The organism is Streptomyces echinatus (assembly GCF_014203595.1).
GTDB lineage: Bacteria > Actinomycetota > Actinomycetes > Streptomycetales > Streptomycetaceae > Streptomyces > Streptomyces echinatus.
Map to the genome: position 1 here is coordinate 1 of NZ_JACHJK010000013.1, position 17,894 is coordinate 17,894.

At 68.9% G+C, this 17,894-nt stretch carries 19 protein-coding genes and 3 pseudogenes; 9 read left to right on the plus strand and 13 right to left on the minus strand.

Annotated elements, in window-relative coordinates:
- Nucleotides 1-239: pseudogene (locus tag FHS34_RS42020) on the plus strand (hypothetical protein); the annotation flags it as partial.
- A gap of 10 nt (nucleotides 240-249) precedes the next feature.
- Here the strand turns inward: FHS34_RS42020 and FHS34_RS42795 are convergent.
- Complete coding sequence (locus FHS34_RS42795) at nucleotides 250-495, minus strand: hypothetical protein (protein ID WP_225817692.1); 246 nt, start codon at nucleotides 493-495, stop codon at nucleotides 250-252.
- A 416-nt stretch (nucleotides 496-911) separates the two neighbouring features.
- Entirely contained in the window at nucleotides 912-1,256 is a 345-nt protein-coding gene (locus FHS34_RS30340; RefSeq protein ID WP_184971311.1) for a MerR family transcriptional regulator, read from the minus strand.
- A gap of 617 nt (nucleotides 1,257-1,873) precedes the next feature.
- On the opposite strand from FHS34_RS30340, the pseudogene FHS34_RS30345 reads away from it, so the two are divergent.
- Nucleotides 1,874-2,491, plus strand: a pseudogene (locus FHS34_RS30345) (L-threonylcarbamoyladenylate synthase); the annotation flags it as partial.
- A gap of 44 nt (nucleotides 2,492-2,535) precedes the next feature.
- Nucleotides 2,536-2,727: a hypothetical protein gene (locus tag FHS34_RS30350; protein WP_308288324.1), complete on the plus strand. Its 192-nt coding sequence runs from the start codon at nucleotides 2,536-2,538 to the stop codon at nucleotides 2,725-2,727.
- 83 nt (nucleotides 2,728-2,810) lie between these two features.
- Here the strand turns inward: FHS34_RS30350 and FHS34_RS30355 are convergent, their stop codons facing one another.
- Nucleotides 2,811-3,758, minus strand: a complete 948-nt coding sequence (locus FHS34_RS30355; RefSeq protein WP_225817691.1) for a cation efflux transmembrane domain-containing protein — start codon at nucleotides 3,756-3,758, stop codon at nucleotides 2,811-2,813.
- A 519-nt stretch (nucleotides 3,759-4,277) separates the two neighbouring features.
- Entirely contained in the window at nucleotides 4,278-4,838 is a 561-nt protein-coding gene (locus tag FHS34_RS30360; RefSeq protein WP_184971315.1) for a hypothetical protein, read from the minus strand.
- Between the two features lie 152 nt (nucleotides 4,839-4,990).
- Here FHS34_RS30360 and trhA point away from each other — a divergent pair, with 152 nt between their 5' ends.
- Nucleotides 4,991-5,773, plus strand: a complete 783-nt coding sequence (gene trhA / locus FHS34_RS30365; RefSeq protein WP_184971317.1) for a PAQR family membrane homeostasis protein TrhA — start codon at nucleotides 4,991-4,993, stop codon at nucleotides 5,771-5,773.
- Nucleotides 5,774-5,869: 96 nt separating this feature from the next.
- Here the strand turns inward: trhA and FHS34_RS30370 are convergent, their stop codons facing one another.
- Nucleotides 5,870-6,208, minus strand: a complete 339-nt coding sequence (locus FHS34_RS30370) for a MerR family transcriptional regulator (protein ID WP_184971319.1) — start codon at nucleotides 6,206-6,208, stop codon at nucleotides 5,870-5,872.
- A 796-nt stretch (nucleotides 6,209-7,004) separates the two neighbouring features.
- Between FHS34_RS30370 and FHS34_RS30375 the strand changes: the two genes are divergently transcribed.
- Both FHS34_RS30375 and FHS34_RS44380 read left to right on the plus strand, forming a co-directional pair.
- Nucleotides 7,005-7,364 carry a hypothetical protein gene (locus FHS34_RS30375; protein WP_184971321.1) on the plus strand — a complete coding sequence of 120 codons (360 nt, stop codon included), beginning with the start codon at nucleotides 7,005-7,007 and terminating at the stop codon, nucleotides 7,362-7,364.
- 89 nt (nucleotides 7,365-7,453) lie between these two features.
- Nucleotides 7,454-7,985 (plus strand): annotated as a pseudogene (locus tag FHS34_RS44380) (IS30 family transposase); the annotation flags it as partial.
- Nucleotides 7,986-8,118: 133 nt separating this feature from the next.
- Here FHS34_RS44380 and FHS34_RS30380 read toward each other — a convergent pair.
- The 6 genes from FHS34_RS30380 to FHS34_RS30405 form a co-directional block, all read right to left on the minus strand.
- Nucleotides 8,119-8,445, minus strand: coding sequence for an SCO5918 family protein (locus tag FHS34_RS30380; RefSeq protein ID WP_184971323.1), 327 nt, complete (start codon nucleotides 8,443-8,445; stop codon nucleotides 8,119-8,121).
- 51 nt (nucleotides 8,446-8,496) lie between these two features.
- The gene (locus tag FHS34_RS30385; protein WP_184971325.1) at nucleotides 8,497-8,898 is read right to left on the minus strand and encodes a CBS domain-containing protein; all 402 of its coding nucleotides are present in this window, start codon (nucleotides 8,896-8,898) and stop codon (nucleotides 8,497-8,499) included.
- Between the two features lie 46 nt (nucleotides 8,899-8,944).
- Nucleotides 8,945-10,441 carry a DEAD/DEAH box helicase gene (locus tag FHS34_RS30390; RefSeq protein ID WP_184971327.1) on the minus strand — a complete coding sequence of 499 codons (1,497 nt, stop codon included), beginning with the start codon at nucleotides 10,439-10,441 and terminating at the stop codon, nucleotides 8,945-8,947.
- Nucleotides 10,442-10,788: 347 nt separating this feature from the next.
- Nucleotides 10,789-10,992, minus strand: coding sequence for a cold-shock protein (locus FHS34_RS30395; protein ID WP_014145516.1), 204 nt, complete (start codon nucleotides 10,990-10,992; stop codon nucleotides 10,789-10,791).
- 901 nt (nucleotides 10,993-11,893) lie between these two features.
- The gene (locus FHS34_RS30400) at nucleotides 11,894-12,136 is read right to left on the minus strand and encodes a DUF5302 domain-containing protein (protein WP_161250346.1); all 243 of its coding nucleotides are present in this window, start codon (nucleotides 12,134-12,136) and stop codon (nucleotides 11,894-11,896) included.
- Between the two features lie 374 nt (nucleotides 12,137-12,510).
- Nucleotides 12,511-12,681, minus strand: a complete 171-nt coding sequence (locus FHS34_RS30405) for a Sec-independent protein translocase subunit TatA/TatB (RefSeq protein ID WP_184971329.1) — start codon at nucleotides 12,679-12,681, stop codon at nucleotides 12,511-12,513.
- Nucleotides 12,682-13,040: 359 nt separating this feature from the next.
- Here FHS34_RS30405 and FHS34_RS30410 point away from each other — a divergent pair, with 359 nt between their 5' ends.
- Entirely contained in the window at nucleotides 13,041-13,487 is a 447-nt protein-coding gene (locus FHS34_RS30410; protein WP_184971330.1) for a hypothetical protein, read from the plus strand.
- Nucleotides 13,488-13,963: 476 nt separating this feature from the next.
- The gene (locus tag FHS34_RS30415) at nucleotides 13,964-14,278 is read left to right on the plus strand and encodes a hypothetical protein (protein ID WP_184971332.1); all 315 of its coding nucleotides are present in this window, start codon (nucleotides 13,964-13,966) and stop codon (nucleotides 14,276-14,278) included.
- A gap of 95 nt (nucleotides 14,279-14,373) precedes the next feature.
- Here FHS34_RS30415 and FHS34_RS30420 read toward each other — a convergent pair whose 3' ends face one another.
- Nucleotides 14,374-15,291, minus strand: coding sequence for a LysR family transcriptional regulator (locus FHS34_RS30420; protein WP_184971334.1), 918 nt, complete (start codon nucleotides 15,289-15,291; stop codon nucleotides 14,374-14,376).
- An 80-nt stretch (nucleotides 15,292-15,371) separates the two neighbouring features.
- Between FHS34_RS30420 and FHS34_RS30425 the strand changes: the two genes are divergently transcribed.
- Nucleotides 15,372-16,304, plus strand: a complete 933-nt coding sequence (locus tag FHS34_RS30425; RefSeq protein ID WP_184971336.1) for a DMT family transporter — start codon at nucleotides 15,372-15,374, stop codon at nucleotides 16,302-16,304.
- Nucleotides 16,305-16,477: 173 nt separating this feature from the next.
- On the opposite strand, the gene FHS34_RS30430 is transcribed toward FHS34_RS30425, so the two are convergent.
- Nucleotides 16,478-17,791 carry a hypothetical protein gene (locus tag FHS34_RS30430; RefSeq protein WP_184971338.1) on the minus strand — a complete coding sequence of 438 codons (1,314 nt, stop codon included), beginning with the start codon at nucleotides 17,789-17,791 and terminating at the stop codon, nucleotides 16,478-16,480.
- Between the last annotated feature and the right edge of the window lie 103 nt (nucleotides 17,792-17,894).

Here is a 17,894-nt window from a genome sequence, read left to right on the forward strand (position 1 = left end):
CGCAGCCCTCCTTCGGGAAGGGGCGGCGCGGCTTTCAGCTCGGGGTGCGGATGACTCATACCCTGACGGTACCCGGAGAGCGGGACAGGGTGATCATTACCTCCTCCCGACAGGGGCTGGGCACCACAACGGTGTCCGGGGACGATCTGATGACGCCGGCGGCCGGACAGGGAGGGGTCAAGGCGGGGTCCAGCCAAGGTGAGCTCAGAAGCCGCCACGAGATGATGTTGGAGTCCTGAAGGCGGCTGGTCAGGATGCGGTAGGCATCGCGCGGGCGAGCGGAGCCAGGTTTCCGTACGGGGCGGCATGCAGGGCGGCTGCGAGTTCGCGGGCCCGGCTCTCGTCTGCCACGTCGTGCAGTACGAAGTAGACCGGCCCCGCGGAGGAGTCCGAGCGGATCTCGCCGGCGCGGATCATCTGGATGACCGCGGCGCGGATGGCGTCGACCGAGTCGGCGACGGCGTGCTGCGGGGCGGTGATCGTGTCGGCCTTCACCGTCCAGTGCTCGCCCAGAGACTCGATGGCGACGAAGACGGCGTCCTGCTACTTGGCCTGCCGGTACGACGCTTTGAAGGCGCCATGCCCGTCGCGCCGGGAATGAGGTCGGCGGGGTAGGGAGCCGGCAGCGGCTGCATGAGAACCATCGTGCCAGGCGCGCGGGACGGCACGGACGTCGACACGCCAGGCGTGTGCCTCACTGGGCCTGGCAGGCCGCCGATGGGCAACCGGCGTGCTGGCAGGGCTCCGGCCCGGGACTGGTGGAACCGTCTCGGACAGAGACGGACCCCAGCGTGGTGATCGCCGGGGTCCTTGCCCTGCGGGAGTCAGGGGCGCTCGTTTCAGGGGCCGATGGTGGGGTCCAGTCGGTGGCGGGCCGGGAGCGTCGTCCGTGTCTTCGTGCCGGCGTCCGGTCAGGCTGAGGTCTTCGACTGCGGCTCGGGGCCTTGTGTGCGCATTTGCTCGTTGATGCGCTGCGCTTCTTCGAGTTGGTCTTCGAGGACGATGATGCGGCAGGCAGCTTCGATGGGGGTGCCCTGGTCGACGAGTTCGCGGGCACGGGCAGCGATGCGCAGCTGGTAGCGGGAGTAGCGGCGGTGGCCGCCTTCGGAGCGCAAAGGTGTGATCAGGCGGTGTTCGCCGAGGGCGCGCAGGAAGGCGGGGGTGGTGCCGAGCATGTCGGCGGCCCGGCCCATGGTGTAGGCGGGGAAGTCGTCGTCATCGAGAGGGGTGACGGCGCGGAAACTGCCAGGGGGCATAGACCTCTTCTTCCGGGGGACGCGTCGGGGGGCCCGGGCGCCGTACTGGCACCCGGGCCCCGAGCTTTCAACACCATCTACCGGCGAACTACGCCGGCCTTGTACGTCCGCAGGGTCCGCCTGGGAGGGCGGGACTGCGGGGATCGCGGATGCGTGACCGGGGACCACCTTCCAATCCGGGGCCTGCGGTACCCGGGCGGACTGCTTCCTCGCCCGGGCGATCCTGATGGCGTCTCGCTCCTTACCTTCGGTTACTCGGTGGTACTGCTGGATACCGCGGGTACCGCTCACGACCCACTTGGGCCGTGTCCTGCTTAACCTGCCGGCACGGCAGTTCGTGTCTGCCGTGCCCACTTCGATCTTCCTGGGTACGACAAAGACAGTAACCCTGCAACGGGCGAATGTCTACTGTCGTCACGACAAATTTTCTCCATGGTCAGCGCCTGGAGTTCTTCCGGAGATACACTCGGAAGAGTGCTGTCCCGGGTTGCTTCCCGGCTCGGCGACCACATGCTGAGCCTCGAGGCACAAAACCGATCCAGGGTGGGGTGACAGCGCATGACCGCCATGGAGACCGGCCGTTACATCTGTACAGCCGTTGGCGCTGAGATTGATCATTGAGGCCTCCGCCGCCCCCGGGCCGCCGAGGTACGCGCCAAACGGGCCAGGGGACCAATGCCGAGGACCCCGCCGCCGTCTCGCGCATCTTCCAAGTCAAGCGACGTCCGCCTTCCCACCCGCTGATCGTCCACACCGCCGGCGCGAAACAGCTGGACGACTGGGTCCAGGACGTGCCCCAGGCGGCCCGCCTCCTGGCTGGCCACTTCTGGCCGGGGCCCCTCACCCTGATCCTGGGGCGTGGGCAACCGGTGCCCCTGGAAGCGACGGGTGGCTTGGAGACGGTGGCCGTGCGTGTGCCTGATCACCCCGTCGCGCTCGCGTTTCTGTCGGCCTTCGGCGGCGGTGTCACGGCGCCGTCCGCCAACCGCTTCGGCTCGGTTAGCCCCACTACGGCGGACCATGTCCGTGCTGAGCTCGGCGAGGCGGTCGACTTCGTGCTGGACGGCGGCCCCTGTGAGGTCGGGGTGGAGTCGACCATCGTCGACGCCACCGGGGAGATCCCGAGCATCCTGCGGCCGGGCGGGGTGACGCGCGAAGACCTCGAAGCGGTGTTGGGGTGCCCGATCGCCGTCCGTGCGACGAGCCGTGTCCGGGTGCCAGGCCAGCATCCGACGCGACGTACCGCCCCGGCGACACCCTCATCCTCTACACCGACGGCTTGATCGAACGCCGCGATGAGGACATCGACACCGGCCTGATCCGCCTGATCTCCACCCGCGCCACCTGCACCGACTTCGGCCCGGAACACCTCGCCGACGCCCTCCTCGCCCGCCTCCACCTCACCGGCGGGGCAGGCGACGACATCGCCATGGTCGTCGTCCGCCTGAACGGAATGACCCGGCCGTCCTGACCGGGGCGCCACCTTGGGGTCCCGCCGGTCACGCTGCTGGATTGAACGCTAAGGAGGCCCTTTGTATGTGAGGGGGAGGTTGGTCAGTGCTGGGCGGCGAAGATCTCCCGTACCTCGCGGATGGCGTAGTAGACGAGCACGTACCCCGCGGCGGGGTCGGCCCACCAGAAGCCGAAGGCGGCGTTGAGGACCAGGCCGAGCAGGACTGTGGCGGCCAGCAGCCCGTCGATGAGTGTCACCCGGCCCTCGGCCTTGAGGACCGGGTTGTCCAGCGCGGTGCCGGTGCGGGCTTTGCCCGCAGCGAGGGCGAACATCACGGCCACGGTGATGGCCGTCCATCCGATTCCCAGCGGTGAGTGGCGGGGGCGGTAGTCGGCGGCCAGCACCCAGGTGGATTGCACCACCAGATAGACGGCGAGGAGCGCGAAGCCGATACCGATCAGCTTCAGCGCGCGGCGCTGGCGGGCCTCGCCGGTCCCGGACAGTTCCCAGATCACCACGGTTGAGGCACCGATTTCGATCAGGGAGTCCAGGCCGAACCCGGCCAGCGCCACGGACCTGGCGGAGATCGCCGCGAGGGCGAGCACCACGATCCCGACGACGTTCCAGGCGAGCGTGGCGTACTCCAGGGCGAAGCCCCTGCGGAGCAGGGTGCTGCGGGCGGCGTCGGCAGTGGTCACCGGCCCGATTCTGACAGGCGGCTTGGTGGTCACCGACCAGGGTTCATGTGTCATCGTCTTCGACGAGGATGCGGTAGACGGTGGTGACCGAGGGGTTTCGCCCTTGTTCTTGCCCGAGGTGATGACGAGCTTGCTCGCGATCTGCGGGACGGGCACCCCGTTGGCGCGCAGGCTACGGGCGTAGGTGGCCATGTCGTCGTCGACGACCTTCGGGCGTCCGCCTTGACGGCCGCGCTCGCGGGCGGACGCCTGTCCTTCGAGGGACTTCTCCCGGATGTACTCCCGCTCGGACTCCGCCATGCCGACGAAGAAAGCGAACAGCGCGGCGCCGTGCCGCGAGGGGTCGTACACGCCCTTGAGGGGGCCGATGAGGAGTTCGAGCTGGATCTCGTGGGCAGGTCCTCGGCAATGGTCAGCAGTTCGGCAGCGCCGCGTCCCAGACGCTTCATCTCATGGCCGGTGAAGATCACGCGCTGGTGGGGGATGGCCTTCTTGATAGTGCGGGCGAAGTCCATCGCCTTGACGAACTCGGCTACGGCGAGACCGAGGTACCGGCGGTATCGAGACGGCTCCGCGAGGGCGGCTGTCAAGCCGCTGCCCCGCAGGTACGGATCGTAGGCGGCGTCACCGGCCCCCTGTGCGCAGGTCAACACGGTGTCACCGTCGGGCCCAGGAACCAGGACGGTACGGCGAGCCCGTGCGCCCACGGGTCGCAGCCGTGCCATTACGAACCCGTCCTCACGTCAACGACCAACTGACCGACACCTCCCACCACCACCGTCCGAGTCGTGCCCGGATTCGTTCGATCACAGGTCAATGCTCGAACGTCCCGAATCATTCGGATGCTTGTGTGTGCCGGCTCGGACGGGGTCAGACACGCGTCCATGCTTCGATGAAGGCGTCACGTCCGGCCGCATCGGGCGACTTGTGGTCCGCGTGAAGGACGCGCCAGGCGGTGAGTTCCAGGTCCCGGAGCCAAAGTTCGCCGATGACCTGTGTCTTGAGATCAGGGAGGTGGTCGGACTCGGCGAGCGCCTGGCCGATCACCTCTGCGGCCGCAACGCGCTGGGGAGGCGTCATCTCGTCTACGGCCGAGAGGATCTGTCCGGCCAGACCGGTTCCCTCTCCGGCCAGCGAACGCAGCACCAAGTCCTTGATATTGGTCGGCAGCAGGTAGGCGGTGCCCGAGGATCTCCACAGGTTCGACCAGAAGCGTTCTCCCGCGTCGGTGGGGGCGGGGAGCGCAGCCAGCAGTCCGAGGAGATGCGCGGTGGCCGCGTAGCCATCGGAGTGGGCCGCCGCGAGGACCGCTATGCCGGCGACGCGCTCCAGGTCAAAACGGCCGGCTTCGAACTGTGAGGGCAGCCCCAATCTCCGTTCCAGCTGATCAGCGAGGGGGGCGGATGCGCGGGAGGGGAACTCGGGAAGCATCGGCGGTCCTTGGGCGTAGGCGGGCGGAGATACGCGCTCGGGAACCTTGGTCCTTCCCATGGCCAGCCGGCTTACACGGCTTCCGCAGGCCCAGTTGGTGGCGAGACCGACCTCGACGGACGCTGTCACGGGCAGGCCCTTAGCATGATCGGATGGTTGCCGATGATGCCCAGAAGAACGAGACAGGACGGGAAATTGTTTCTGGGGACGCCGTAGCCGGTCTCCCCGGCGGATCACATCATGGCAATACCGGGGAGGAGTTTCACCCGGTTGCCGACCTGGTCGAGTGGGCGGCCGACCTGGTCGAGCCGGTCAAGCCGAAGCTGCGTGGCTGGCTTCATGCCGCGATGGTCCCTGCCTCGGTGAGCGCCGGCATCGTCCTCGTCTGCCTGGCCCGGACCCAGCAGGCGGCCCTGGCCTGCACCGTGTACTCCGTCACCGCCTGCCTGCTGTTCGGGACGAGCGCCGTCTACCACCTGGGCACCTGGGGGCCGATGGGCGAGGCCGTCCTGCGTCGCCTCGACCACGCCAACATCTTCCTGATCATCGCCGGGACCTGCACCCCTCTGGCCGTGCTCCTCCTCCCTCCTGACCGGCGAACCCTGCTGCTGTGGATCGTATGGACGGGCGCGCTGACCGGTATCGCCTTCCGCGTGCTGTGGGTCAACGCTCCCCGCTGGCTGTACACCCCCTGCTACCTGGCCCTGGGGTGGGCACCGGTGCGTTACCTGCCTGACTTCCTGCACACCGGCGGTGCGGCCGTGGTCACCCTGACTGTGACCGGCGGTCTCCTCTACAGCGCGGGCGCGGTGGTCTACGCCGTCCAACGCCCCGACCCCTCGCCCCGCTGGTTCGGCTTCCACGAGGTGTTCCACGCCTTGACCGTGGCGGCCTTCACCGCGCACTACATCGCCATCTCCCTCGCCGTCTACTGACGGTGGAGCCGTTCGGACACGAGGATCATCTCTGCGCGCCGCAGCCTGGCCACGCGCGGGTGTGACAGCCCGCCGATACCGGCGGGCCCGCTCACCTCAGGCTGCGGCCGATGGACTGGACGATCCGCCGGTGCGCCGGTATTCGGCGTTGATGCGCTGGGCTTCTTCGAGCTGGTCTTCGAGGATGATGATCCGGCATGCGGCCTCGATCGGGGTGCCCTGGTCGACGAGCTCACGCGCGCGGGCCGCGATGCGCAGTTGGTAGCGGGAGTAGCGGCGGTGTCCGCCCTCGGAGCGCAGCGGTGTGATCAGTCGCGCTTCGCCGATGGCGCGGAGAAAGCCTGGAGTGGTACCGAGCAACTCGGCAGCCCGGCCCATCGTGAAGGCGGGGTAGTCGTCGTCGTCAAGACGGCTTAGCGACTCGTCTGCTGTCATCTCACCTCTCTGTGGAACGCGTGGAGGGGCCTTGGCGCCATTTGGCGCCAAGGCCCCGAAGGAAATACAACACCATCTGCCGACCCTAGTGCTGCGTCGGCCTTCTGTTTCCGCCCAGCCGTCTGAAACTCCGACGGGGGTGCGGGGATCGCGGATGCGTGACCGGAGACCACCTACCTATCGATGTCCTGCGGTACCCGGGCTCGTGTTCTCCCGCCCGGGCGATCCTGATGGTGCTCGACTCCTCCGTTCTTCCCTCGGAACCAATCACTTGCAAACAGGGACTGCATACTGCTGGTACTGCAACCGCGTCTACTGCGGTCCTGCTCACGGCGGCCCCTCGTCACTTCAGGCCACCCGGTCCGGTCGTCAGTCCCGTCGCCGTCGTACGACAACCTGGCTTCGAAACTCCACCACCGCACCGTCATACGTGGACTGCTGCCCGGCAGTTCGTGTCTGCCGGGCCTTGCTCGATCTTGGCTACGAGAGAAACCATAATCATGAAGACATCGAATGTCTACTCCAGCGAGCATAGATTTGCTGCGGCTCGACGATGAGGTCTCCCGCTGGGCCGATCTGCGAATACTGCGGGCCGTCCGCAGCGCAGGTCCGACGCACGGATGAGACCCAGAGCCGCCAGCGGAGCTTCCCGTGCCCCCTACGGCGAGCACGGTGGCTCGGGTGGGTTGGCGGGCGGGGCACAGGGCGCCTCGAAGGGGAGCCGTATCCGCCCGTCCCGCTCGGTTGTGCCACCGTCCAAGCCGCCCGGGCGGGCCGGTGCATAGAATCCGATCCCATGCCGAAACCTGACGAGCTACTAGTTGCGACAGCCGCCCTTGTGGAGTCCGGGCAGAGCAATCAGATGTCCCTGACCGTGGTCACCAGTGGTGCTGTCATCACCGGTCGGCTGGCTCCGGAAGCCATGTGGAGGCAGAGGGTGTCTGAGGTGCTGACGGACTCCGCCGACCTGGGCGAGTTCTCCGCCGTCTTCGACACCCCCGCGAGGAGGGACGGACCGCCCACGCATCTGCATTTCCACGTCGCCCGGATCCTGCAGGGTACGGTGGGGATCCCGGAGACAGGCGGGATGTACCGCGTCGCGATCGAGGACGTCGGTGCCTGGACCGTGGGCGACTTCAGCTACTCCGACCACTGACCCACGGCACACAGTGGGGCCCCACCGGCGCGCTTCCGTTCCAGTGGTCGTCGCAACACCCCAGTTCAAGGGGTGCGAGGGACTTCGAGATCCGGAAGGACCGGCGGCCTCAGGGGCCCAGGAAGTCGGACCGTGAGCGGGAGGAATACCTTCGGCTCGTGGAGCTTGCAACAGGGAACACGGAAGCCTGCCGGATCGTCGGCATCGACCGCCGCACCGGCAAGCGTTGGCTCTGCGTGCGGCAGGCATCCGGGAGATACAAGGCAGCCCCGCCCATCGTGGACACGGGGCTGCCCTGGCAAGCACCCCCAACCCCCGGCTCGCCCTGAGGAACCCGTCGGCCCGTCGCGCTACCTCACCCAGGCCGACCGCATCCACATCGCTGACCGGCTCCGGGAGAAGGCGTCTGTCCGGGCCACCGCGGCCGAGCCTGGCCGCAGTTCCTCCACCCACCGCACGCTTATGCCCAACAGCGGCCGGTACTACCGTCCCCACGTCGCCCGGCGCCGCACGGACGCCCGCAGACCGCGCCCCAAGCCTGGCAAGATCGGCGGACTCCGCGCTGCGGGACGTCCCCCGGACCACGTGACCAGGCGGTGGAGCTCTGAGCAGATCTGCCACGGCAAAACGCTCGACCGGGAGACTCCGGCCGAGCGCGTGCACAATCTGCTCGCAGCTTGATCAACTCACCGCGGGTGTTGCTACGACCCCTGGGATTCGCCCACGCCGGTGGGGCCTCACTGCTCTGTTCGGCTCACACCTGTCCGTAAGTCAGGCGGACAGGTGGAGTGCCGGGCGTTGCGGAAGCCGGCTCGTACGGGTCGGCCAGGGGCGCAGACGCGGCGGTAGGGCGGGGGCGGCAGGTGAAGCCGAGTTGGGTCATGGCCCTGAGGACTTCGCCGGTGCTGAAATCGCGGCGGTCCTGGCGGGTGATGACCTGGCCGACCTGCTTGGCGGGGTAGTGGCGTCGTCCGATGATGACGAACTCTCCGGTGACCAGCTCGGGTGTGACGCCCTTCATCGATTCCACCACGCCGCTCTTGGTCAGGTCGAACGGGAAGCGGGCGATGACACAGCGCATGATGCCTCCAGGAAGAAGAGAAGACGAGGGCCGGGTGGGGGTGAGGGCGGTTCAGCGAGAGAGGGCGACGACGCCCAGAGCGCTGCCGTGTCCCTCGACCACGGGCGCGGCCCCGAGCCGCCGGCAGCGCATCGCACGCTCGGCTTCGGCCCTCGTGGCCGGCGGCGAGGCGAAGGGCCCGATGCCGTCGGCGATGTCACGCAGGCGGATCCGGTCCGTGTACGCGGAACCATCACGAACGGCCATGAGCCCGGCCCGGGTGACCAGGCCGGTGTGCGAGCCGTCCTCGTCGCAGACGACCAGATGACCTGTACGGGCGGCGGCCATCACGGACAGTGCCACCTCCACGGTCATGTCCTCCCAGACCTGCGGTCCGGCCGCGTCCGCGGGATCGGCCGCCGTCTGCACGGCGTTGGCACGTGTTGAGCGGAACTGCGTCTGGTCCAGCGTCAAAGGGTGCCTCCTGCGAAGTTGGGCCGGCTTCCTGATCACCAAGGTTCTATGCCGCCGCACCGGCGGTGGACTGCCGTACGGCCGCGCGGCGGGCCGCCGAGGCGGGGCGGCGTCGGCCGCGTGAGGTGGCGCCACGCTTCTTGGGGCGTTCGACCACCGGTGCGGTGATGACGACCGGGATGCCGGAGGGGGCCTGGGCGCCGGTGATGCGGTGCAGGGCCTCTTCGCCGGCGCGGACCTGGGTGGTCTGCGGGACGATGCCGGCCGCTGCCATGAGGCGGGTCATGCTGCGGCGCTGGTTCGGGGTGACGAGGGTGACGACGCTGCCGGACTCTCCCGCGCGGGCGGTACGGCCGCCGCGGTGGAGGTAGTCCTTGGGGTCGGTCGGCGGATCGACATTGACGACGAGGTCGAGGCTGTCGACGTGGATGCCGCGCGCCGCGACGTTGGTCGCTACCAGCACGTTGACGTGTCCGGTCTTGAACTGTGCCAACGTGCGGGTGCGCTGTGGCTGTGACTTCCCGCCGTGCAGGGCGGCGGCCCGTACCCCGCTGTTCAGGAGGTGCTCGGTGAGGCCGTCGACGGCGTGCTTGGTGTCGAGGAACATGATCACGCGGCCGTCGCGTGCGGCGATCTGGGTGGTTGCCGTGTGCTTGTCGGCGCCGTGAACGTGGAGCACGTGGTGCTCCATCGTGGTGACCGCGCCGGCCGAGGGGTCGACGGAGTGCACGACGGGGTCACTGAGGTAGCGGCGCACGAGCAGGTCGACGTTGCGGTCGAGAGTGGCGGAGAACAGCATGCGCTGGCCTTCGGGGCGGACCTGGTCGAGAAGGGCGGTGACCTGCGGCATGAAGCCCATGTCGGCCATCTGGTCGGCCTCGTCGAGGACAGTGACGGAAACCTGGTCCAGCCGGCAGTCGCCGCGGTCGATGAGGTCTTTGAGGCGTCCCGGTGTGGCGACGACGACCTCGGCGCCACCGCGCAGCGCGCTCGCCTGCCGGCCGATCGGCATTCCGCCCACCACCGTGGCCAGCCGCAGCCTCACGGAGCGGGCGTACGGGGCGAGCGCGTCGGTGACCTGCTGCGCCAGCTCACGCGTGGGTACGAGGACCAGCCCCAGCGGCTGCCTGGCCTCGGCGCGCTGCCCGGCCGTACGGGCCAGCAACGCCAGCCCGAATGCGAGGGTCTTGCCGGAGCCGGTGCGGCCACGGCCCAGTACGTCGCGGCCGGCGAGGGAATTCGGCAGGGTCGCGGCCTGGATCGGGAAGGGTACGGTCACGCCTTGCGAGCTGAGCGCGCCCAGCAGCGCCCGGGGCATGTCGAGATCGGCGAAGCCCTCCGCGGCGGGGAGCGCGGGAGTGATCGTCCTGGGCAGCGCGAACTCCCCCTGGACCGCGGCGGGCCGGCGGCCGTAACCACCGGAACGGCCCGGCCCGCCGGAGCGGCTCCTGGCCGACGAACCGAATCGGCTGCCACCCCTGCCGGAGTCGGTACTGCCGTTACGGGTGCGGGTGAAGCGGTCGTTCGTGCGTGTGCGGTTCATGCGGAACCTTCCTCGATGCGGCACATATCAAGGAATTCCCGCAGCGATCAGCAGCACAGAGAATTGCAAGAATGGACCGATGGAATACGAAAGCGAATCTGACGGACGAAAAATCCGTGCGACACAGGAGCTGGAATGAGTGGCGCGAAGCGGACGCAACGTTCGGGCGTCCGCCACGATGAAGCCATGAAGGGATGCGTGCACCCCTGAAGGATGCCCCGTATGCGGCGAGCCTACGGGTTTCCTGGTTGTCGTCCGCAGGCGAAACCACTGCGGGAAAATGCGAGTAGCTGGGGCCCGCACCCCGAAGGACGCGGGCCCCAGCTACGACTACGCGACAGTCGGCGTCAGGCGAGAACGATGTTCTCGGCCGTCGGGCCCTTCTGGCCCTGCGCGATGTCGAAGGTCACCTTCTGGCCCTCCAGCAGCTCGCGGAAGCCCTGGGCGGCAATGTTCGAGTAGTGGGCGAATACATCAGCGCCGCCACCGTCCTGCTCGATGAAGCCGAAGCCCTTTTCCGCGTTGAACCACTTCACGGTACCAGCAGCCATGTCATTTCTCCTTTGGGGCAGTCCATCGGGATCCGCACTGCGCGGACCCCGTGTCGCCGCGATGATCACCCCGCCCGGAAAAAGACCGGATAACAAAAGTGCTTCCAGTGGCGCAGGCGCCGCCCGGAGGGCACTTGAAGTTTGGGAACCACAACTGCAACTGACATCGACAGTAGCACGCCGCAGCGGCCTGTGTACGGTGAAGAATCCCACCCCCACTTAATGCGATAGAGAATCTGTCTGCCTGTCCCGTTGAAATCTCAGCTCGCGGGCACAGATATTGGACCCAGCCGGGCGTAGCGTTTCGGGAAGTATTGGGGGCACGCCCAGCGGGCGCCGGTAAGCGTCACGTTCCGGCACACGCGCGGGAGCGGCCATACGGAGACCATCGAGGACCAGAGCGTCGATCAGCTCGGTGGAGGCAGCAGCATCCTGGCGCGGCAACGCCGTGATCACGAAGAAAGCCCAGCTGATGGATCAGTAGCCGACCCTCGACGACCTTCACCAGCGGGAACGCGTCCTGCGGCAGGTGGTGCAGCTGGTCTTCAGCCATGCCTTCATGGGAGAGACGGTGCTGGGGGCCCGCCGTACGAGCCTCAGGCCCGGACGGCGAGGAACTGACGACAGCCGCAGTCGTTTGACAGCGGTACAGGGGCACGCAAGGTGCGCAACACCGGCCGCGTACCCTCGGACAAGGCAGTGCCCTCATCCCGGAATTCCAGTTCGGCGGCGCCACCGACCCGAGCCAACCGCATCTGGGCCATTCCCCCAGACGAGTCCCCCGGCTATGCCCCGCCCGCGACGCGCGCACGGGCATGCGCACGTCGCGGGCCACTGCACGGTACGCGCGACTGGATAGCGCGAGTGCCGGTGAAGCGGTTAGATCGCGGGACTCATCGACTCAGCCGCCGCTCTTGCGCCTGAACGACCGCTGGCTCGCAGCCGGGCCGTGCGCCGAACGCACCTTTGACGCATCGGACTTGGCGGCCATATCAGCGGCATCCGCCTGCACACCGCGCTTGCGCGCCAGGGCTTCGCGGAACTTGCGCTTGAGGTCGTAGTTGCCGTCGCTGTCCGGCTCCAGAGGGGACGTCTCGGGGGCAGCCGGCTCCGAACCTTCCGTAGATACGGGCTCTGCGGTCATGGTGACCTCCTGGGTTCGGGGGGGGTGGGCAAGCACAGCTTGTCATGCCGGGCGCAGTGCGAGACGCCGGCAACATCATCCTGCTCCGTTTCGGCGGGCCTCCCTCTCGCGGCCAAAGGCGTTGACTTCGTAGGTGAGGCACACAGGACGGCTTCGGATCGGGCCGAGGGTTGTCGATCCCGTGGCCAGGCTGCCAGGGCAACGGCTCTCAGCCGTTGCGATGCACGAGGGCGGTCCTGCGAGCCTCGGCGAGCTTGCGGGCCTCGCCCGCCTTTCGGGACCTGCCGCCGGCGCCGCGGGAGGGCCCTTGCTGGTGCCGAGGCGTCGACATGTTCCTCGCCGGTGACCCGCACGCAGAACGCTGCCTGGCCGAACTACGCTGCCTGCTGGCCGAGCAGAACCATCTCGCGGTGGGCTTCGTCGTCAGTGCGATCGAGGTGATGCTCGCCGTCCGAGCGGGCCGCCTCGAACAGGCCGAGGCCCTGGCCGAGGTCTGTACCGAGCGAGGGCAGGTCGCCGGGGATGTCAACGCCTCGGTATGGCAAGCCTCACATCTGGTGACGATCCGCTGGTATCAGGGACGGGTGGTCGAGCTTGGGCCGCTACTCGGTGATCTCGTCAACTCCCCGACGCTGGGCGCCGTGGACGACCATGCACGGCGTCGCGGAGGCGGCCTATCTCCTCGACGACGCCGCTACGGCGGCACGGCTCTACGAGCTGTTGAGCCCGTATCAACACCTGCCCATGGCGGGCAGCCTCGCCGTCGCCTGCTTCGGCTCGGCTCAACACGCTTTGGTCGTTGCTTCGTTGACCACGGGAGACGTCGATCGGGCCGTGGACCACCTGCGGGCCGCGGTGAGGCAGAACCTGGCCCTGCAGCGCCGTGGTGGAGCACAGCGTGGGGATGCTCCATCTGGCAGTGCTGATCGCCAACCCGCGCCAGGAGATACGAGCCGTCGACCTCGTGACGGGGCTGACCGCGCTGACCAAGGCCACCGAGCATTCACCCCTGTCCGAACAGCCCGTCCTGGACCGCGTGGCGACGCAGGAGTATCGCAGGCGCCTGGCCCGGCTGCGCGCCGAACTGGACGAGTCGAAGGCGGCCGGCGACCACGAACGCGCCGCCGCCGTCCAAGGTGAACACGACTGGCTGGTGAGTCAACTGGCGGGTGCCACGGGCCTCAGCGGACGCGCCCGCCGCTTCCCCGAAGGCGAGGAGCGCTCCCGGATCGCCGTGAGCAAGGCCATCCGCCGGGCACTGGACCGGATTGCGACAGCCGACGCCGTGATCGGCGAGCACCTGCGGCTCACGGTGCACACCGGAGCGCGGTGCTCGTACTGGCCCGCGTGAAGGCTGTCCTGCCACGGCCCTGTTCGACTCGCAGAGAGTGCGTAGTGGGCAGGACGGGTACGACCCGAGCGCGTACCCCGTGGCGGTGCCGCCAGAACCGCCACCAGCGGCACCGCCCGCCCGTCATCGAGGGCCGTTGTCCAGGCAGACCTGGAGGGTCGCGCCGGGATCGACCGCGCCTTTCCGAACCCGCGGTGACCGTCACGACCACGCCGGTCGAGTCGCGGGACGTCGTGACGGAGCAGGCGGTGTTCTGGGCCCGACGTCGGCCTGCGTATTCTCGACAATGGACAGCCGGCGGCCGACTCCACCTGCTGCCCGCCGCCCGCCGGTTTCCTGCGCCATCTCAGCCGCATACCACCGAAGCAGTCGCCGGACACGAACCCGCACCGGCCTGTGGTCGGCGATCAGGCCGAACGCGGTTACTTTCTCCGCCGACGCGATCAGCTGACCCCACCCGAAAAAGGACCCCACTCATGACCCCCGATGAACTCTTCGACGACATCGCGGCCGACCTCGCCCACCGCGGCGCCATCTCCGGCGCCATGTTCGGCAAGCGCGCCCTCAAGGCCCATGGCAAGGCCTTCGCCTGCCTCAAGGACGACCGCCTCGCCTTCAAACTCGGGGACGGCACCCCCGCCCACGCCGAAGCCCTCGCCCTCCAGGGGGCTGAACTCTTCGACCCGTCCGGCAATCACCGCCCCTTCAAGGACTGGGTCGCCGTCCCTCACACGTACGCCGCTCAGTGGCCTGAACTGGCCGAAGCCGCGCTGAGCAGCCTCACTTCCTGACCCAGCCGACGGCCGCACCGACCGGAAACGCCTCCTGGTTCCTTCGGACAACAGCACGGTCTGACGGCGAGTGCGCCCGACGAGGCTCACCCGTTTCAGACCTCAACGGTGTCTCGGTTCTTGATCGTCACGGCCGCGCGGCGCAGTTCGCCGAAGGTCATGCGTACGGCTCGTCGTGCCATGCGTTCGGGACGATGCAGCACATCGATGTGGCGCCGGGCATGCACGCCCCTGAGTGGCCTGAGGACCACCGCGGGATGCGGACGTGTCGTCCAGCGTGGCATCAAGGCCAGGCCGCCTCCGGCCGCGACCGTCTCGGCGACCACAGCGAATTCGTTGATGCGATGCACGATGTCGAGCCGCCGGTTGGCGGCGGCCGCGATGGCGTCGACGGTGGACATGAGCGGGAAGCCGTCGTGCACGGTGATCCAGGGCTGGTCCGCGACATCATGGGGAGTGACGTGCTGCTTGGCGGCCAGCGGGTGGTCGGCCGGCATGGCGATGTCCAGTGGTTCGCGCAACAGAGTGATCGAGGACACCGTGTCGGGCCATGGGGGCTCATGGTCGAGGTGGTGCGCGAGCACGAGGTCATAGTCCCTGGTCAATCGGGGGAATACGTCCCGCGCGACATCCTCGTCCGCGAGCGAGAGACGAGGGCAGCCAGGGGTGGCGGCCCGCCAGCGGATGAGAAGCGGGAAGAAGGCCGATGCCGCGCTGTGGAAGGCCGCCACCCCCACCTCCGCGTCCGGCTGGTCGATGAAGTCGTCGATGACATGCCGTGCCCTGGCCAGTGCCGTCGCCACCTCGATCGCCGCTGCGGCCAGGGCCTGCCCCGCATCCGTCAGCACCAGCCGCCGTCCCTCACGCTCGGTGAGGGGGACGGGGATCGAACGTTGCAGCAGTCGCAGCTGCTGCGAGACCGCCGAGGGCGTCATCAGCAGTGCCTCGGCCACGGCGGTGACGCTTCCCAGCTCACCCAGTTCCCGCAGGATGCGCAGTTGGCGTTCGTTCACGCTTCAGTGTAGTGAAACTGAATCGTATGTGAAGAAGCCCGCTCTTGGCTTAAAGGTTCACGCGGTGCAGCGTGGGGGTCGTGCTTCAAGTCCGCCGCACTGACGCAGTGCTTCTCCTGGTCGCCGTCGTCTGGGGCTCCAGCTACCTCGCCGCGAAGACGGCCACGTCCGCGCTCCCCGTCCTGGTCGTGCTGTTCGCGCGCTACCTGCTCTCGGCGATCGCCTGCCTCGCTCTCGTCGCCGCCCGCCGCCGGAACAGGCGGTACACACGCGACGAAGTCCGTGTCGGAACGGTGCTCGGGATCACGCAGGCGGCTGTGCTGGTGCTGGAGACCTACGGCGTCGCGCACACCAGCGCGGCCAACGCCGGCCTGATCATCAGCCTGACCATCGTGCTCACCCCGCTCATGGACCGCACGGCCGGCAGGTCCGGGCCACCGCCGCGCTTCTTCGCCGCCACCGGCTTGTGTCTGCTGGCCGTCGGGCTGCTCGTCTCCGGCAGCGGCTTCCACTCCCCCCGGACGGGCGACGTGCTCATGCTCGCCGCCGCGGTGGTCCGCGCGGCCCACGTCACGCTCGTGGGCCGGCTCACCCGCAGCCGGAAGGTGCGACCCCTGCATGCCACGGCGATCCAGACGGTCGTCGGCACCGCTCTCTTCTCCGTGCCCGCCGCCGTCAGCGGCCTGCCGGCGCTGGGCCGTACCGATGCCGCAGTCTGGACCCAGCTCCTCCATCTGGCGCTGCTGTGCAGTGTGTTCGCCTTCCTCGCCCAGACCTGGGCGGTGCAACGCAGCTCTGCGAGCCGGGCCAGCCTGCTGCTGGGCACCGAGCCGGTCTGGGCCGTCGCGTTCGGCATCGGCCTGGGTGGCGAACGGTTCACCGCGGTCACCGCGCTCGGCGCCGCTCTCATGGTGGTCGGAACGTACTGGGGACAGGCAATCGAGCGCACGCACCGCATCGGCAAGCAAGAGGAAGAGACGTCATGCCCGGCCACGACACTTACCAGCGTCTGATCAGTCTGCTGGACAGCACCGCGACCTCGTACCAGCTCATGGACCACGCACGCCGAACGCGGAGAACGTCGGGCACCGTCAGGTGCCGCAGGGGTTCGTCGCGGTGGTGGGGCGCCGGCTGCCGGGAGGCTCCCGCTCGTGCGCCGCGAGCGGCCGGACGAGGGTGAGGGCCGTCAGGCGGGTGCCCGGACGCCCTCCTCCACCGCGGACGGTTCCGCCGCCAGGAACTCGACGACGGCCAGCAGGAACAGCAGGCACAGGGCGATGCCGACCACCACCCAGCCGGTGGGGTACGACCACAGCAGGTAGACCAGCAACGCGGCGACGACCAGGATCCAGGTGATCCAGGTGCGGTACCGGCGCACGAAGGGGCCGACCGGGCCGGTGCGCAGCCCGGCCCGGTCGGCGGTGGCGCGCACCGCGCCGATGCCCGAGGTCCACAGCCGTCGCACGAGCCCGGCGTATCTGCCCGGACCGCTCAGCCAGGCGGCCAGGGCGATGATCACGGCGAGGGCCACGACCATGCGCACGGTGGTCTGCAGGAAGTGGGTCAGCGCGTCGTAGACGGCACCGGCGGCCCCCGGGGAGACGTCGGCGGGCAGGCGGTCGAGGTAGAGCACGCGGAAGATCCGCAGTCCGATACCGAGGAGCCCGGTGGTGACGGCGACACCGAGGCAGCCCGCGACCAGGGCCCGGCGACGCCGGACCGAGAGCAGCACACCCGCGGCCACCAGGACGACGGCCAGCACCGGCAGCCAGTTCCCGGCGAGCTGCAGGAGCCGGACGTACGTCTTGATCTTGCCGATCTGGTCGGACCGCACGAGGGTCAGGTCGGTGTGCACCTCGGGGATGTGCCCGGCGGCGCCGATCCCCGCGTCGACGAGCCGCTGCTTGAGCCGGCCCAGCACGGGAGCCAGATCGAGCGTGACGGCGTCGTTCTTGAGTTGCACCGCGCCGCCGCCGCTTCCGGTGAGGGCCTTGTCGAGGGAGCGGTGGATGTCGCGGTTGGCGTCGGTCCAGACGGTCTTGAAGGCGTCCGACGCGACGATCCTTTGCGCCTGGTCGTGGACGAAGCTGCGGACGGCCCCTTCGATCGCGTCACCGAGCCGGCCGCCCAGCGCCTTCTGCAGGCGGGGCCGGTCCTGCGGGGCCACGTCCGCGAGCAGGGCGGGCAGGTCGATGCGGCTCATCAGCGCGTCCGTGGCCCGGTTCGCGACGGCGTTCTGCACATCGGGGTTCGAGGCGAGCGGGGCGACCGTGGCCACGTAGCGGTCGGTGTCGTCCAGCTGGTCGGCGGCCCACGCGGCGACGACGGAGAGCGGGGCGAGGAGACAGCCGAGGACGATGAGCACCGCGGCGAGGGAGGACTTGACGCGGTGCCGGGGCGGCCGGGTCCGTTGGCTCTCGAGGGCCGCGACCCGTGCCCGCAGTTCCCGCATCGAGGCCTGTTCCGCAGGCTCGTCCGCGTGTGCGCCGCCGTCCGCCACCCGTGACCTCCCAGTCGATCGGTCCCCCTCCCGCAAGCCCAACCGCGACGGGGCGGACGCGCGAGCGGGAGTGGGCCGTTCGGCTCGCCCACGTCACGGACGG

Coding starts and splice junctions, on each gene's coding strand:
- FHS34_RS30360 (WP_184971315.1), bottom strand. CDS start 4,838: ATGCTTCCCGAGTTCCCCTCCCGCGCATCCGCCCCCCTCGCTGATCAG.
- FHS34_RS30415 (WP_184971332.1), top strand. CDS start 13,964: ATGACCCCCGATGAACTCTTCGACGACATCGCGGCCGACCTCGCCCAC.
- FHS34_RS30380 (WP_184971323.1), bottom strand. CDS start 8,445: ATGCGCTGTGTCATCGCCCGCTTCCCGTTCGACCTGACCAAGAGCGGC.
- FHS34_RS30390 (WP_184971327.1), bottom strand. CDS start 10,441: ATGAACCGCACACGCACGAACGACCGCTTCACCCGCACCCGTAACGGC.
- trhA (WP_184971317.1), top strand. CDS start 4,991: ATGGTTGCCGATGATGCCCAGAAGAACGAGACAGGACGGGAAATTGTT.
- FHS34_RS30400 (WP_161250346.1), bottom strand. CDS start 12,136: ATGACCGCAGAGCCCGTATCTACGGAAGGTTCGGAGCCGGCTGCCCCC.
- FHS34_RS30410 (WP_184971330.1), top strand. CDS start 13,041: ATGCTCCATCTGGCAGTGCTGATCGCCAACCCGCGCCAGGAGATACGA.
- FHS34_RS30370 (WP_184971319.1), bottom strand. CDS start 6,208: ATGACAGCAGACGAGTCGCTAAGCCGTCTTGACGACGACGACTACCCC.
- FHS34_RS30395 (WP_014145516.1), bottom strand. CDS start 10,992: ATGGCTGCTGGTACCGTGAAGTGGTTCAACGCGGAAAAGGGCTTCGGC.
- FHS34_RS30375 (WP_184971321.1), top strand. CDS start 7,005: ATGCCGAAACCTGACGAGCTACTAGTTGCGACAGCCGCCCTTGTGGAG.
- FHS34_RS30340 (WP_184971311.1), bottom strand. CDS start 1,256: ATGCCCCCTGGCAGTTTCCGCGCCGTCACCCCTCTCGATGACGACGAC.